The organism is Panacagrimonas sp., from assembly GCF_965216805.1.
Taxonomy (GTDB): Bacteria; Pseudomonadota; Gammaproteobacteria; order Nevskiales; family Nevskiaceae; genus Panacagrimonas.
In genome coordinates, this window is the sequence record NZ_CBDCGN010000003.1 from 1537589 (window position 1) to 1552931 (window position 15343).

General features: G+C 64.8%; 16 protein-coding genes. 13 read left to right on the top strand and 3 right to left on the bottom strand.

Annotation, left to right across the window (positions count from 1 at the left end; translation table 11 throughout):
- Window positions 1-41 precede the first annotated feature (41 nt).
- From ACOOHP_RS20015 to hcaB, 7 genes are all read left to right on the top strand, one after another.
- The gene (locus ACOOHP_RS20015; protein WP_420468239.1) at window positions 42-1103 is read left to right on the top strand and encodes an alcohol dehydrogenase; all 1062 of its coding nucleotides are present in this window, start codon (window positions 42-44) and stop codon (window positions 1101-1103) included.
- Window positions 1104-1314: 211 nt separating this feature from the next.
- Window positions 1315-2157 carry an alpha/beta fold hydrolase gene (locus ACOOHP_RS20020; RefSeq protein WP_420468240.1) on the top strand — a complete coding sequence of 281 codons (843 nt, stop codon included), beginning with the start codon at window positions 1315-1317 and terminating at the stop codon, window positions 2155-2157.
- A 327-nt stretch (window positions 2158-2484) separates the two neighbouring features.
- Window positions 2485-3504 carry a dihydrodipicolinate synthase family protein gene (locus ACOOHP_RS20025; RefSeq protein ID WP_420468241.1) on the top strand — a complete coding sequence of 340 codons (1020 nt, stop codon included), beginning with the start codon at window positions 2485-2487 and terminating at the stop codon, window positions 3502-3504.
- Complete coding sequence (locus ACOOHP_RS20030; protein WP_420468242.1) at window positions 3501-4109, top strand: 2-hydroxychromene-2-carboxylate isomerase; 609 nt, start codon at window positions 3501-3503, stop codon at window positions 4107-4109. Before ACOOHP_RS20025 ends, ACOOHP_RS20030 begins: the two co-directional genes overlap by 4 nt.
- Entirely contained in the window at window positions 4106-5491 is a 1386-nt protein-coding gene (locus ACOOHP_RS20035; RefSeq protein WP_420468243.1) for an aromatic ring-hydroxylating oxygenase subunit alpha, read from the top strand. The genes ACOOHP_RS20030 and ACOOHP_RS20035 overlap by 4 nt, the downstream gene beginning before the upstream one ends.
- Before the next feature lie 13 nt (window positions 5492-5504).
- A complete protein-coding gene (locus ACOOHP_RS20040; protein ID WP_420468244.1) occupies window positions 5505-6089 on the top strand; it encodes an aromatic-ring-hydroxylating dioxygenase subunit beta in 585 nt (194 codons plus the stop codon).
- A gap of 11 nt (window positions 6090-6100) precedes the next feature.
- Window positions 6101-6916 carry a 3-(cis-5,6-dihydroxycyclohexa-1,3-dien-1-yl)propanoate dehydrogenase gene (hcaB, locus tag ACOOHP_RS20045; protein ID WP_420468245.1) on the top strand — a complete coding sequence of 272 codons (816 nt, stop codon included), beginning with the start codon at window positions 6101-6103 and terminating at the stop codon, window positions 6914-6916.
- Window positions 6917-6976: 60 nt separating this feature from the next.
- On the opposite strand, the gene ACOOHP_RS20050 is transcribed toward hcaB, so the two are convergent.
- Window positions 6977-8290, bottom strand: a complete 1314-nt coding sequence (locus ACOOHP_RS20050) for an IS4 family transposase (protein ID WP_420467169.1) — start codon at window positions 8288-8290, stop codon at window positions 6977-6979.
- Between the two features lie 402 nt (window positions 8291-8692).
- Here ACOOHP_RS20050 and ACOOHP_RS20055 point away from each other — a divergent pair, with 402 nt between their 5' ends.
- Together ACOOHP_RS20055 and ACOOHP_RS20060 are read left to right on the top strand one after the other, a co-directional pair.
- Complete coding sequence (locus tag ACOOHP_RS20055) at window positions 8693-8881, top strand: hypothetical protein (RefSeq protein ID WP_420468246.1); 189 nt, start codon at window positions 8693-8695, stop codon at window positions 8879-8881.
- Window positions 8882-8893: 12 nt separating this feature from the next.
- On the top strand, window positions 8894-9733 hold the full coding sequence (locus ACOOHP_RS20060) for an IS110 family transposase (protein WP_420468247.1): 840 nt from the start codon (window positions 8894-8896) through the stop codon (window positions 9731-9733).
- A 61-nt stretch (window positions 9734-9794) separates the two neighbouring features.
- Here ACOOHP_RS20060 and ACOOHP_RS20065 read toward each other — a convergent pair whose 3' ends face one another.
- The gene (locus ACOOHP_RS20065) at window positions 9795-10811 is read right to left on the bottom strand and encodes a 2Fe-2S iron-sulfur cluster-binding protein (RefSeq protein WP_420468248.1); all 1017 of its coding nucleotides are present in this window, start codon (window positions 10809-10811) and stop codon (window positions 9795-9797) included.
- Between the two features lie 56 nt (window positions 10812-10867).
- The gene (locus ACOOHP_RS20070; protein ID WP_420468249.1) at window positions 10868-11104 is read right to left on the bottom strand and encodes a hypothetical protein; all 237 of its coding nucleotides are present in this window, start codon (window positions 11102-11104) and stop codon (window positions 10868-10870) included.
- A gap of 57 nt (window positions 11105-11161) precedes the next feature.
- Between ACOOHP_RS20070 and ACOOHP_RS20075 the strand changes: the two genes are divergently transcribed.
- The 4 genes from ACOOHP_RS20075 to gtdA all read left to right on the top strand — a co-directional run bounded on the left by ACOOHP_RS20075 (window position 11162) and on the right by gtdA (window position 15339).
- Window positions 11162-12067, top strand: a complete 906-nt coding sequence (locus ACOOHP_RS20075; protein WP_420468250.1) for a LysR family transcriptional regulator — start codon at window positions 11162-11164, stop codon at window positions 12065-12067.
- Window positions 12068-12177: 110 nt separating this feature from the next.
- A complete protein-coding gene (locus ACOOHP_RS20080; RefSeq protein WP_420468251.1) occupies window positions 12178-13167 on the top strand; it encodes an FAD-binding oxidoreductase in 990 nt (329 codons plus the stop codon).
- Window positions 13168-13243: 76 nt separating this feature from the next.
- A complete protein-coding gene (locus tag ACOOHP_RS20085; RefSeq protein ID WP_420468252.1) occupies window positions 13244-14161 on the top strand; it encodes a LysR family transcriptional regulator in 918 nt (305 codons plus the stop codon).
- A gap of 128 nt (window positions 14162-14289) precedes the next feature.
- A complete protein-coding gene (gtdA, locus tag ACOOHP_RS20090; RefSeq protein ID WP_420468253.1) occupies window positions 14290-15339 on the top strand; it encodes a gentisate 1,2-dioxygenase in 1050 nt (349 codons plus the stop codon).
- Window positions 15340-15343: the final 4 nt, after the last annotated feature.

The window sequence follows — 15343 nt, forward strand, 5'->3', positions numbered from 1 at the left end:
CGTCCAAGGGTTCGATCCTCGTAGTTCCCGGGAAACCTCCTATGAAAGCCGCCGTCTACTACGCACCGCACGACATCCGCTGCGCCCAGATTCCCGATGCGGTGCTGGACGACGACCAGGGCATGCTGGTCAGGGTCACGGCGACGTCGATCTGCGGTTCGGACCTGCACCTGTATCGCGGTGCGCTGGACCCGATCATGGAACGGGGCAAGTCGCAGACCGGCCACGAGCTGATCGGCGAGGTGGTGCAGGTGGGCAAGCGCGTCGGCCGCTTCAAGCCCAAGGACCGCATCAGCATGGGTTATTCGGTGTCCTGCGGACACTGCTACATGTGCGAGGTGGGCCAGACCGCGCATTGCGAAACCACCAACAGAGCGGTGTACGGATTCGGCGTGCCGTTCGGCAGCATCAACGGCACCCATGCCGAAGCGCTGGTGATCCCGCAGGCCGACGGTCATGCGATGAAGATCCCGGCGTCGATCAGCGACGAAGCGGCGGTCACCCTGTCGTGCAATCTGCCGTCTGCGATCATCGCCAACAAGTTCGCCGACATACAGCCCGGCGAGACGGTGGCGCTGGTGGGCTGCGGTCCGACCGGCATGATGGCGCTGGACATCGCGTTGTCGCGCGGTCCCGGCCGCATGGTGGTGCTGGACGGGCTCGGCTATCGCCTGGAGATCGCCCGCAGCAAGGGCGCCGCCACGGTGGACATCACCCAGGAAGGCTGGAAGGAGCGCGCGCTGGCCGAGACTGGCGGTCGTGGTTTCGACAAGGTGATCGAGGCGGTGGGCTATACCGAATCGCTGCAGATGAGCCTGGACCTGGTGCGCCCCGGCGGCGTGGTGTCGGCCATCGGCGTATTCACCGATGCCACCTTCAATCTCAACCTCGCCGACGTGTTCCTGCGCAACATCAGCCTGCACATGAACGGCTTTGCCAATGTGCAGCCCTTCATGTGGGAAGGCCTGCGTCTGATGGATCGCGGTGTCGTCGAACCGGGGGCGTATTTCACCCATCGCTTTGCCCTTGCCGATATCGACCAGGCTTTTGCCACCTTCCATCACAAGAAGGACGGCGCGATGAAGATGCTGCTGCGGCCCTAGCCGCAGTCGTCGCGCAGTTTCATCAACCAGAAAAAGCGTTCCCACCACGGATCACACGGACGAACACGGACAAGTCGAAGGACCTGCCGAGACTCGTTGCACCATGCAGAAGGCGCTCGAGTCGCGTGCGACACGCTTTGGACTCAGCCCGCGCAATCCGTGGCCGAAACGCTTTGTCCAGGTTAATTTGGGACTATCGGAGAAGTTCGTCATGAACGACGCGGCCAGCAACCCCGAGATCGGCAAGCGCGTGGTCGCGGCCGGCATCGAGACCAATTACCACGACGTCGGCAGCGGCGATCCGGTGCTGCTGATTCACGGCTCCGGGCCGGGGGTGAGCGCGTTCGTCAACTGGCGTCTGAGTCTGCCGGCGCTGAGTCCGCATTACCGCGTGATCGCGCCCGACATGGTCGGCTTCGGCTACACCGAGCGACCGACGGCGCACCGCTACACGATGGACAACTGGGTCACCCACATCGTCGGCGTGATGGACGCGCTGAAAATCGCCAAGGCGCGCGTGGTGGGCAATTCCTTCGGCGGCGCGCTGTGCCTGGCCCTGGCCATCCGTCATCCCGAGCGCGTGCAGCGGCTGGTGCTGATGGGCGCGGTGGGCGTGCGCTTCCAGATCACGCCGGCGCTGGACGCAGTCTGGGGTTACGAGCCCTCGTTCGAGAACATGCGCAAGCTGATGGACCTGTTCGCGTTCAACCGCAACCTGGTCAATGACGAGCTGGCGATGCTGCGCTACCGGGGCAGTATCCGGCCGGGCTTTCAGGAGTCGTTTGCCGCGATGTTTCCGGCGCCCCGCCAGCGCTGGGTGGACGCCATGGCCAGCCCGGAAGAGGACATCCGCAGGGTCGAGGTGGAGACCTTGATCGTCCACGGCCGCGACGACCAGGTGATCCCGCTCTCCAACGCCTACAAGTTCATGGAACTGCTGCCGCGTGCGCAGATGCACGTCTTCGGCCGCTGTGGGCATTGGACGCAGATCGAGCACGCCGACCGCTTCAACCGTCTGCTGCTGGACTTCTTCGGCGAAGCCGACGCAGCCTGAATCCGGCCGGCTGGGCCCCCCTGCTGAGCATCCTTGCTTCACCGATCAGGTGACGTGATCGGTGCTGGCAAGTCGCCGATTCTCAATCGGTGTCATCCGTGGAATCCGCGGCCAGCACCCAGGGTTCGAGTCAACTGGTGCCCGCGAAGCCACCTCCCCTGTATCGAATTCACCGCGCTGATGGCATTTATTCCATGTGCCCGGTTCACGAATAACGTGCGGTCGTTGATTCTCGCTGGCATCGCAGGGCCGATTCGAGGGCGGAAACCGGAGCACCAGAATCTCCCGTTCCGCGAAGCATCATCATCGAAGCATTCGAGGTCTGACGTGCGCAAACAACGATTGAGCGTGGACGATGTGCAGGGTGCCTGGGCCATCGTGCCCACCCCGTCGAAATCCAATGCCTCGGACTGGCGCGCGCAGGACACGGTGGACCTGGACGAGGCCGCGCGGGTGGTGGAGCAACTGATCGCCGCCGGCATCAACGGCATTCTGTCGCTGGGGTCGCTGGGCGAATGCGCCACCCTGACCTGGGACGAGAAGCGCGACTTCATGCGTGTACTGGTGGAGGCCGCGCGCGGTCGCGTGCCGGTCTTCGGCGGCACCAGTTCGCTGTCCACCCGCGAGAGCGTCCGCCAGACCCGCGAGGCGGCCGAGCTGGGCGTGGACGGCGTGATGCTGGGCCCGCCGATGTGGTGTGCACCGGACGTACCGACCGCGGTGCAGTTCTATCGCGATCTTGCCGAGGCCTGCCCGGATACCGCGATCTGCGTCTACGCCAACCACGAGGCGTTCAAGTTCGAATTCCCACGCCCGTTCTGGGCGCAGGTCGCGGATATACCGCAGGTGATCTGCGCCAAGTATCTGGGGATTGGCGCCCTGGTGCCGGACCTGAGGCTCACCCGCGGCAGGATTCGCTTCTTCCCGATCGATGTCGATTACTACGCCGCCGCGCGCATCGATCCGGAGTCCTGCACCGCGTTCTGGACCAGCGGCGCCGTGTGCGGTCCGCAGCCGGTGATCGCGCTACGCGACGCGGTTGCCGCTGCCAAGCGCAGCGGGGATTGGACCGAGGCCAAGCGCCTGGGCGACGCCATCGGGCGCACCTACCAGACCTTGTTCCCGTTGGGCTCGTTCAAGGAATTCTCCGTCTACAACATCGGTCTGGAAAAGGCGCGCATGGACGCCGCTGGCTGGATGAAGGCCGGCCCCTGCCGGCCACCCTACACCCTGGTGCCCGAGCCCTATCTGGAAGGTGCGCGCGAGTCCGGCCGGCGGTGGGCGGCGCTGCACGCCGAGCTGGGCCAGGCCGCCGGCACCGCTAGTGCTCAAGGCAGAAGCCCGTGACCACGCTCGACTTCTATTTCGACTTCATGAGCCCGTTCGCCTACCTCGCGCATTCGCGTCTGCCCGGTATGGCGCGCAAGTACGGCTGCGAACTGGCCTATCGCGTGATCGATCTTCCTGCCGCCAAACGGGCCGCCGGCAATACCGCGCCGCCCAACGTCAGCATCCCGATCAAACTGCGCTATCTGAAGACCGATATGCAGCGCTGGGCCCAACGCTACGACCTGCCGATACAGTTCCCCAAGTCGCTGCAGTCGGAGTCTTTGAACATCGGCCTCTACTACGCGCTGGATCGTGGTCAGGCCGAAGCCTACGTGCGCAGCGCCTGGCACCCGGTCTGGGGCCTGGGCGGCGACATGAGCGACCCGTCGCTGATTGCCGGTGTGGCTCGCGACATGAATTGGAATCCAGACGACTTTTTCGGATTCATACAGTCGGCCGCGGCGCGCGAGCGCTACGAGCAGGACCAGCACGCGGCGCATGCCCGCGGTGTGTTCGGCGCGCCCACGATGATGGTCGGCGAACACATGTGGTGGGGCAACGACCGCCTGGATTTTTTGGAGGAGCACCTCTCAGCCATGAGCTACGGAGAAAACAAACCATGAGCCTGTTGATCGACGTCCCCCGCGGGCTGCAAAGCGCGCGCATCTACCACGACCGCGATGTATTCGACCTGGAGATGGAGCGCATCTTTGCGCGTACCTGGCTGTTCCTTACCCACGAATGCATGATCCCCAACAAGGGCGACTTCATCACCACGCGCATGGGCCAGGACGAGGTGATCGTGGTCCGCCAGCAGGATGGCGGCATCAAGGCGTTTCTCAATGTCTGCCGGCATCGCGGCGCACGGGTGTGCCCGGTGGAGGCCGGCAATGCGCGCGGCTTCGTGTGCAATTACCACGGCTGGTCCTACGGCACCGACGGCGCGCTGCAGTCGATGCCGTTCGAAAAAGAGCTGTACCGCGGACGCCTCGACAAGCGCACGCACGGCTTGCGCGAGGTGGCGCAGGTCACCAGCTATCACGGCTTCGTCTACGGCAACTTCGATGCGCAGGCGCCGAGCCTGCTCGACTACCTGGGCGAGGCGCGCTTCTACCTGGACATCTGGATGGAAGCCAACGGCGGTGCCGAGCTGGTCGGCCCGCCGGCGCGCTCGATGGTGCATTGCAACTGGAAGGCGCCGAGCGAAAACTTCGTTGGCGACGCGTATCACGTGGGCTGGACCCACGCCGCGGCACTCAAGGCCGGGGGAAGCATGCTGGCGCCGATGTCGGGCAACGCGATGCTGCCGCCCGCCGGCGCCGGTCTGCAGGTGGCCACGCGCTACGGTCACGGTCTTGGAATTCTGTACGACGTCAATCCCGGTGCGCACGACACCCCGCTGGCACAGGAGATCCTGGCCTGGCAGGCAAAGAAGCGGCCGGCGATGGAAAAGGCCTACGGCGCGTTACGCACGCGCTACTACGGCTCGCACATCAACGGCTCGGTGTTTCCCAACAACACCTACCTGTGGGGGTCCAGCCTGTTCAAGGTGTGGCATCCACATGCGCCGGACCGCACCGAATGCTTCACCTGGGCCATCGTCGAAAAGGACATGCCGCAGGACCTCAAACAGCGTATCGCCAACTCCCTGCACCGCACCTTTGGCGTCGCCGGCTACTGGGAGGCCGACGACAACGACAACATGGAATCCGAATCGCAGTTGTCGCGCGGCCACATGACGCGGCAGGGGTTCATGAATGCGCAGATGGGCATCGGTGGCGATCGCGAAGATCCCGAGCTGCCGGGCGTGGTGGGCGAGTCCGCCATAGGCGAGACTTCCTATCGCGGCTACTTCCGCTTCTACGAAGAAACCATGCGCGCCAAGTCCTGGGCCGAGATGCCGGTGCAGGACAGCACCTGGAAGCGTCAGCTGATCGAGGCCGGATCCGGCTTGGACCCGGACCCGGCCGGGGAAGCGATGGTTCCCGCCCAGGCCGCGGCATAAGGAGCGCGCATCCATGGTCAATGCTGCTGTCGCAACCAACAACACCAGCGCTCCGCGCCAGGACTTCTCCCAGCTCGAGGACTATGCGTCGGAAGCGGTTTCCAGGGAGGTCGAGAAGCTGCTCCACCGCGAGGCACGCCTGCTCGACACCGAACGCCTGTCCGACTGGCTGGACCAGATTGTCGATCCGACGATCCGCTACGTGGTCACCAGCCGCGAGCTGCGCTTCCGCAAGGAGCGGCGCTACCAGGCCGCGCCGGAGGTGTTTCTTTACGACGACGACTTCACCTTCCTCAAGGCGCGCGTCGATCAGTTTCACGGCGGCATGCAATGGCGGGTGGACCCACCGGAGCGCTATCGCCGGCTGGTGACCAATATCGAAACCTTCAAGCTCGGGGGCGCTGATCGCGAGGAATATGCGGTGCGGTCCAACTGCCTGACCCAGCGCAGCCGCCGCACCTACGAAGTGGATCAATTCGTCTATTGCCGCGAGGACATTGTGCGCCGCTGCCCGGCCGGGACCCTGCGCCTGGTGCAGCGTTGGGTGGATTTTGACGAGCGCTCGGTGGTGGGCCGCAATCTGTTGATCTTTCTTTGAAGGAGCGAGCAATGGGCTGGCTGAACAATTCGGTGGCACTGATCACCGGCGGCGGTTCCGGTTTGGGGCGTGCGCTGGTCGAGCGCTTCGTGCAGGAAGGTGCCAAGGTCGGTGTCCTCGAATTCAGCGCCGAGCGTGCGCAGGCGCTGAGCCAGGACCACGGCGAACAGGTTGAGGCGGTGGTTGGCGACGTATCGAGCTACGCGGACAACCTGCGCGCGGTCGAACGCACGGTGGCTCGCTTCGGAAGGCTCGATACCTTCATTGCCAACGCCGGCATCTTCGACTTCTTCCAGGCGCTGCCGCAGCTCGAAGGCGATACCCTGGGCGCGGCCTTCGACGAGCTGTTCGCGGTCAACGTCAAGGGCGGACTGCTGGGCTCGCGTGCGGCCCTGAGCGAACTGGTGAAGACCCAGGGCAGCATCATCTTCACCCTATCCAATGCCGGGTTTTATCCGGGTGGCGGCGGACCGCTGTATACCGCCTCCAAGCACGCGCTGGTTGGCCTGGTACGCCAGCTCGCCCACGAGCTGGCGCCCAAGGTGCGGGTCAACGGCGTCGCCCCCGGCGGCATGAGCACCAATCTGTCCGGACTCGACGCCACCGGTACCGCGACGCAGAAGCTGTCGCAGATCGAAGGACTGGACCAGATGATCGCGGACATCACGCCGCTGCGCATCGCGCCGACACCCGCGCAGTACTGCGGCCCTTACGTGCTGCTGGCGTCGCGCGACAACGCGGCGCCGATCACCGGCGCGATCATCAACAGCGATGGCGGCCTCGGTGTGCGCGGCATCATCAAGGTCCGCGGCGGCGAGGAGCTGTAGTCGGGTCGCGCGGGGCGTTGGACCGGAAGCCGGCGTAGCCCGGGTGCAACCCCAATGGCACTACCTTAAGCGTTGTTGTTGTGCGAGGCGGATGTTCTGGCGAGCCAAAGGGCGAGGGAGAGTCAGGCGGATTGGGTTTTTGGGGCGTCGTTTGACGGCTCGAGGCTCGACGCGGCCGGGGCGTATGGGAATGTTGGCGGCGCTGATGGCGTTGAGCATCTGCTCGAAGGCTGAGTTGAAGCAACGACAGGGGTCATGACGCAAGGCCTCCTGGAAGCGCGCCACGGCGCGTCGTGCAGCGGCGAAGCTATAGGCGCGAGGGCTGCTGGATTGATTCTGGAGGGCGCGCACCATCAGGGCGCGGATCATGTTGTAGGCGAGCAGGTGTGCGGCGATTTCCTTGTGGATCATGGCCGGGCTTTGGCAGCGCAGGATGTCCATCTGCAGCGTGCTCTTGATGGCCCGGAAGTCCAGTTCGATGTGCCAGCGCTGCTGGTAAAGCGAATCCAGCTGTTCGGGTGAGCCCGTTCGCAGGTTGGTCAGCAAGCGCCGGTCGCCCTGCTGGACTTCGCGCAGGCGCAAAGCCGGGCGTGCGGTCCGATACGTTGCCGGGTCCATCCAGCGCGGCCGGGCGGGTTTGACCCAGTCGACGAGGTGATCCTGTGGCGGGCCGCACACCGGCTGGCGCGGATGTCGACGCCCCAGGTCGCGGATCAGAAAATCGATACCCCGGTCCTGCACTGCCTGGATCAGGAAATAGCTGGCATAGGCACGATCGGCGATGACCAGATCGCCGGGCTCGAAGGCCTCCAGCAGGCGCTGGAATTGCCGACACTCAGCCGTGGCCTGGCCTTCGCACGGACTCACGGTATAGGCCAGCACGCAGCCGCTGCTCAGACTGACCACGCCCACGATCCGCGCCAGCGGAAATCCCAGGCCCGGCTGCTGGCTGCGGTTCTGGGGAAACGCGGCCTGATTGGCGGGCGTGTCCGGCATCGAGACCACGGTCCCATCCACCAGCTTGATGGGGCGTCTCCACCCATTCCAGGATGCGGCCAAGGGCTGGGCATCGTGCGCAATGTCGAGCAGCAGATGCTCGATCACCGCCAGCGGCAGACGCTCGCGCGCCTTGCAGTAAGGTCCGGTATTCAAGCTGCACGGCGACAGGCCCAAGGCCACGCGCTGGCTCAGCGCCCGGCCCACCGCATCCTGGCAGGCAGGGTCATGGCTGATCACCTGTTCGACGAACAAGCCCAGCGTCACCCGCCGCGTGAAGATCCGTTCCCGCAACTTGGCCCGGTCGGCATGGAGAATCGCATCCAGCCGCGAAGCCGACACCAACCGCCCCAGCTTGTCATCGACGCTGCGCGCCAATGCCCGTCGATGACGTCCGATCGCTAGTTTCAGGTGTTTTTTTGGTAGCCTGCCATTGGGCTGATCCTCCGTTATGACGCTGGCTTGGTAACCGAATCATAACGACACAGGCTCTCAGCCCCTCGCTTCACGACCCCCCAACCCAGCCCGACCACGCAACGCCCTTAAGGTAGTGCCATTGGGGTGCAACCCGGGGTTTGCCTTCGCCGGTAGGTACGTGGAATCCCGGGTTGCACCCGGGCTTGTATGTTGGACGAGTCGGAGCAATCTGACGGCTGAAGGAGACTTTGGCGGGCGGGAGGGCAGGCTGTACCCGGGCTGTGGTCATTGAACCTGTTGCGTAGATCAGCCTCCTTCCGCCTTAAGTTTTTGCGACGAACAGATCGAACGGTATCTGGGGCATTGAAGCCCGCACTCACAAGCTGGATCGCCCGTCGTCTTGCCGAAGCCTCGAAATCTTTGTCTCAAGGAGGCGGTTTGATGCACGTGCTGGGAATTGATGTCGCCAAGGCCAAGTTTGATGTGGCGCTCTGGCGGGAGGGCAAGCTCAAGTTCAAGACCTTCGACAACCAGCCAGCCGGGTTCGAGTAGCTACGGCAGTGGTTGCAGGACTTGGGCGTGGCGCAGGTGCAGGCCTGTCTGGAGGCCACCGGCCCTTATGGCGAGGCGCTGTCGGAATGGCTGTTCGATGCAGGCCATATCGTCAGCGTGCTCAACCCCGCGCAGGTCAAGGACTTTGCCAAGAGCCTGCTGACCCGCAACAAGACCGACACGGTCGATGCAGCGGTGTTGGCGCGGTTTGGCGTGGCGATGAGTCCACCGGCCTGGCGCCCGCCACCCCCGGCGGTGCGTCTGCTGCGTGCCCTGGTGCGGCGCCTTGCCGCACTCCAGCAGACCCGCCAGCAGGAGCACAACCGCCTGATGGTGGCCGATGCGGGCGTACAGGACTCCATCCAGCGTCACTTGGCCTATCTGGATCAGGAAATCGCCGCACTGCGCCAGCGCATCGAGGATCACATCGACCAGGACCCCGACCTACCGCAGAAACAGCAGCTGCTGGAAACCATCCCAGGCATCGGCACGGTGGTCAGCCACACCCTGCTGAGCTTCATCAGCCGTATCGAAACCTTCGACCGTGCTCGCCAGTTGGCCGCCTTCGCCGGACTGACGCCAAAACGCCATGAGTCCGGTAGCTCCGTGCGGAGCAAGACCCGGCTGTCGAAGATCGGCCATGCCGATCTGCGCAAGCTGCTCTACTTCCCCGCCATGAGCGCAATCCGATACAACCCCCTGCTCAAAGCCTTTGCCGAACGCCTACGTCACAGCGGCAAACCACCAAAACTCATCCTCGCCGCCGCAATGCGAAAACTCCTCCACATCGCCTTCGGCGTCCTCAAATCCAATCAACCCTTCAACCCCAATATCCTCGCCAAAACCGCTTGACGGGAAACACGGTATCTACGGGGCTGATCCGTTTCATCCGTGGCAAACCGCTTCTCCGGTTTCATACGAAGCGGTCGTAGAACGCCTGCGAGGTCGGCACGCGCAAATCGAGCAGCAGGCGTTGCACCGCGTCGGTCATCGATGGCGGGCCACAGAAGTAGTAGTCGTAGTCGGCAGGATTGCCGGCCGCGGCGAGTCGGCGTTGGACCACTTCATGGATGAAGCCGCGTTCGCCGTCCCAGGCGTCGGTGTTCAAGGGATCCGAAACGGCGGTCACGCAGGCAACGCGACCGCGCAGACTCGGATCGCGCTCGATCACGTCGGGCACGCACACGTCGCAGGGCCGCCGTCCGCCGTAGAACAGCTGCAGGCCGCGTTGCGGTTGCTGCGGGCTCTGCGCCGCCCCGGCCAGGATCGCCAGCACCGGCGACAGGCCGGAGCCCCCGGCGATGCAGATGATGTCGCGCGGGCTGTCGTGGCGCAGGTAGGCCAGGCCGTAAGGTCCGTCGAGCGTCACTTCGCTGCCGAGCGGGAGACTGAACAGGGTGTTCGAGCCCTGGCCGTTGACCATGCGCTTGACCACGAAACGCCACAGGCCTTCTTCGTTCGGCAGGTTGGACATCGAGTAGGCGCGATCACCCCGCACGCCCGGCAGACTCAGCAGGGCGAACTGGCCGGCCTCGAACTTCGCGGCGTCTTCGGTGCGGAAGACGAATTCCGCCATGTCGGCAGTCAAGTCGATGCGCTCCGACAGGCGCGCCAGCCGACGCTGCGGCCGCGGGGTGGTGTCGTGGCGCAAGCGTCCGCGCACGCGGATGGTGCAGTCCGAACCCGGACGCGACTGGCAGGCCAGACGGAAACCGCGGTCGCGCTGCTGTTGGGGAATGCCGGGCGCCTGTGGCCACACCTCGTTCGCGCTGCCTTCGACGACTTGATAGCGGCAGGCGCCGCAGCCGCCGGAATTGCACTCGTACGGCAGGCCGATGCCGGCCCGCAACGCCGCACGCAACAGGGTGTCGTCGGCCGCGCAGCGGAATTCGCTGTCGCCGCCCGCGAGCCGGATGGTGTATTCGTTCATCTTGAGGAAATCGGGGTCCGGTTCTCGTTTGCCCTGTGCGTCGCAGGCTGAGGGATTTATCGGGTGGCGACGTCGTTGTCGGCCTTGGGCGCAGTTGTGCAGGCGAACGGCGCATCGGCCTGTCCGTATCCGGTCGCAGCGCTTTTTTCAGTGGCGTCGATTGCCGCGCACCGCTCGAACCGCTCGCTCATCTGTTTGCCCGCGCTCCTATCGGTGATCGGCATGCCCTTACGCCTGGGCAGGATCAGAAAGCCGAGCGCATCATTCAATAGAATCGGAATGATGACGGTCATCACACCCCTGAATGCGAGTCCCTCATATGGCGCGACAGACTCGCCGATGGGAGTGCCATGAATCTCAACGACCTAGATCTCAATTTACTGCGGGTTTTCAACCAGCTCATGATCGAGCGGCGCGTGTCCAGCGTCGCCGAATCCCTGGGCGTCTCGCAGCCGGCGGTCAGCAATGCGCTCAAGCGCCTGCGCGGCCTGCTGGGAGACGAACTGTTCCTGCGCACCGCGCAGGGCATGCAGCCGACCCCGTTGGCCGAGCAGTTGGCCGAGCCGATCGCCTATGCGATCGATACCATCCGCGCGGCGATGAACCAGCAGGTGACGTTCGAGCCGGCGACCGCACAGCGCAATTTCCTGCTGGGCCTGAACGATCTGGGGGAGAGCTATTTCCTGCCGCCGCTGTTGTCGCGCTTGAGCGAACAGGCGCCGGGCGTGACCATCACCACCGTGCGCAACAACAATCTGAGTCTCAAGGAGGACATGGAAAGCGGCCGGGTGGACGTGTCGATGGGCTTGTTGCCGCAGTTGCAGGGCAGCTTCTTCCGTCAGCGCCTGTTCCGACAGCGCTTCGTGTGGGCGTTCAGCAAGAATCACCCGCTGACGCGCAAGAAATCGCTGACCTTGGATGATTTCATCGCCGCCGATCATGTGGTGGTGGTGTCGCCAGGGACCGGTCACGGCGAGGTGGACCGCCTGCTTGAGCGCAAGGGCATCGAGCGCAAGGTGCGACTGACCGTGCCGCATTTCAGCGCGCTGGGCCATATCCTGCACGGCACCGACCTGGTGGCGACCTTGCCGGCGCGCATGGCCGAGGTGATTGCCGAGCCTTTCGGTCTGATCCATGCACCGCACCCGGTGGCGCTGCCGGAGGTCTCCATCGATATTTTCTGGCATGCCAAGCTGCACCGCGATCCGGCCAATCAATGGCTGCGGCGGATGATCTTCGATCTGTTCTCGGAGTAGCCTGTCCCTGCGTGATGCAGACAAAACTCCGGCCGATCAGGACCGGCGGCTCAGGCAATGAACTGAACTGATCGGTCGCCTTTCCCCATGAACAGGATTTGGGAATCCTCTTGGAATTACTCGTTCGACCTTTTGGGCAGGTGCTGAGTCCGCAACCGGACCAGACGCTGCTGCGCGCGCTGCGCGCTGGCGAGGTGCCCATTTCCTACAGCTGCGAAGACGGTCGTTGTGGCCTGTGCCGCTGCCGTCTGTTGCGCGGGCGCGTGGTCGAAACGGGGCGGCCGCCGCGGCAGTTGTTCGGTTGTGCCGGGCGCTACGTGCTGGCTTGCCAAAGCACCATGGCCGAGGACAGCGTGATCGAGATTCCCGATCCTCGGGACGTCGTCATCCACCCGGCGCGGCGCATGCGTGCCAAGGTGCTGGGCATTGAGCCTCTGACCCACAACGTGCGCCTGTTGCGGCTGAATCCGGAGGGCAGCTTGTCGTATTCGCCGGGACAGTTCGTGGAGGTGGAACTCGGCCGCGGACTCAATCGCATGTATTCCATGGCCGGCTTGGCCGAGGACGGAGAATTGCAGTTCCACGTGCGTATCCATCCGCACGGTCGCGCGTCCCACGTGATTGGAAAGACCCTCAAGCCCGGCGACACGGTACGCGTGCGCGGTCCATACGGCGTGTCGTATCTGCGGCAGTTCCACGATGCACCGATTCTGTGCGTGTCCGCCGGCACCGGCCTGGCACCATTGAAATCGCTGCTGCGCGGCATGATCGAGCTGCGCATGATGAATCCGGTGCATGTGTATGTCGGCTTCATGTCGCGCGAAGAGGTGTATGACCTCGAAGCCCTGTCCGGGCTGCTGGCGCGCGTGCCAGGCCTGCGCTCGTCGCACGTCATGGTGGCCTCAGGGAGGATCGAGCGCGGCCTGCGGCGCGGCCTGCTGACCGAGGCCATCGAGTCCGACCTGGGCAAGCTGCGGGACTGGCATGCGCACGTGTTCGGGTCGCCGTTCGCGGTAGACGCCACGGTGCAGATGTTGCGCCGCAACGAGATTCACGAGGATCGTCTTCATGCCGATCCCTTTCACTCCGTCGGCAATTGATCGGCGTCTTCGATAACTGCGGTGAGGGTTCAACCGTCGGGCGCCCCGGTTTCGGTGTCGGATAGCATCGCCGCACATGGACCTCAATGAAGTCGATCTGAACCTGCTGCGGGTCTTTCATCGGGTGATGATCGATCGCAGCGTGTCTGCTGCGGCCGTGGCCTTGGGCATGTCGCAGCCTGCGGTGAGCGCTGCGCTCAAGCGGCTGCGCGCGCTGCTGCACGACGAGCTGTTCCTGCGCACCGCGCGCGGCATGCAGCCCACGGTTCTGGCCGAGGCCCTGCAGGCGCCGGTGGCCTTGGCCATCGAAACCTTGCGCGACGCGCTGCGGCGGCCGGGAAGATTCGATCCGGCCACCGCGGAGGGTGGCTTCCGGCTCAGCCTGACCGACATCGGCGAGATCTATTTCCTGCCGCCGCTGCTCGCGCGGCTCGATGCGCAGGCGCCGGGCATCAGCCTGAGCACGGTGCGCATCGACCACGGCAGCCTGCGCGAGGACCTGGAAAGCGGCCGGGTCGATGCGGCGATCGGCCTGCTGCCGCAGTTGCAGGGCAGTGTTTTCCGCCAGCGCCTGTTCCGCCAGCGCTATGTGCTGGCGATGCGTGCCGACCATCCGCTGGCGCTACGCCAGCGGCTGAGCCTGCGCGATTTCACCGAGGCGGAGCACGTTCGGGTGGTGTCGCCGGGTACCGGGCATGGCGAGGTGGATCGCCTGCTCGAGCGTCGCGGTATCCAGCGCAAGGTGCGCTTGAGCGTGCCGCATTTCGTTGCGGTGGGGCACATCCTGGCGGATTCAAAGCTGGTTGCGACGCTGCCGGAGCGGGTGGCGCAACGCATGCTGGCGCCGTTCGGACTGCATTGCGCCGCGCATCCGGCGCGCCTGCCGCAGACCAGCATCGATCTGTTCTGGCACGCGCGCTGTCACCGTGATCCCGGCCACCAATGGCTGCGTCGGCAGATCGTGGAGCTGTTTGCGGAGAGCAAAGCCAACTGAGATGGCACTGATCGGGTGCCGGGTCAGCTATTTACAAACCCGATAACGCTTCTACGCCTTTATACGGTTTTCATGATCGACCTGACTGCCTAAGCTGGTGGCAATAGCAGTACGCAGCCGGAGTGCCGATGAACCGCATGACCCATGACGCCGTGCCGGCCCAGGCCGAGCGCCGTGCGTTCTACCAGCGCATCGACCCGCATCATCTCACCCCGTTGTGGGAGGTGCTGTCGGCGCTGGTGCCGAAGACGCCGTCCACGCGCGCGCAAGCCGCGTTGTGGTCCTACCCGCAGCTGCGCGATTATCTGATGGAGGCCGGCCGGCTGATCAGCGCCGCAGAGGCCGAGCGTCGCGTGTTGATTCTTGAAAACCCGGGTTTGCGCGGGCAGTCGCGCATCACGCAAAGCCTGTACGCGGGTCTGCAATTGATCCTGCCCGGCGAAGTGGCGCCGGCGCACCGACACACGCAGTCGGCCCTGCGCCTGGTCGTGGACGGGCAGGGCGCCTACACCGCCGTGGACGGCGAGCGCACCACCATGCGTCGCGGCGACTTCATCATCACGCCGGCCTGGACCTTCCACGATCACGGCAACGAAGGCGACGAACCGGTGATCTGGCTGGATGGCCTGGACATTCCGCTGGTGGAATTTCTGGGAGCCGGCTTCCAGGAGAAGGCCGGCGCTGAGGTGCAAAACGTGGCCCGCCCCGAGGGCGACGCGCTGGCGCGTTATGGCCACAACATGCTGCCGGTGGATTTTGCGCAGACCGCCAGCGACCCCACGCGCGTGTTCGTCTATCCCTACACGCAGACCCGGGCGGCACTGGACGGCATCGCCGGCGGCACGCCGGACCCGCATCTGGGGTTCAAGCTGCGTTACGTGAATCCCGCCACCGGCGCATCACCGATGCCGACCATCGGTGCCTATGCGCAGCAGCTGCCGGCGGGCTTCGAGACGCGCAGCTATCGATGCACCGACTCCAGCATCTATCTGTGCCTGGAGGGCGAGGGTGCGGCGCAGGTCGGCGACACCACCCTGAACTTCGGTCTCAACGATATTTTCGTAGTGCCCTCGTGGCAGCCGCTGCAGCTGCAGGCGGGCCGCGCCTGCACCCTGTTCAGCTATTCCGACCGTCCGGTGCAGCAGGTGTTGGGGTTGTGGCGTGAGCAGCGGGAATAGTTTT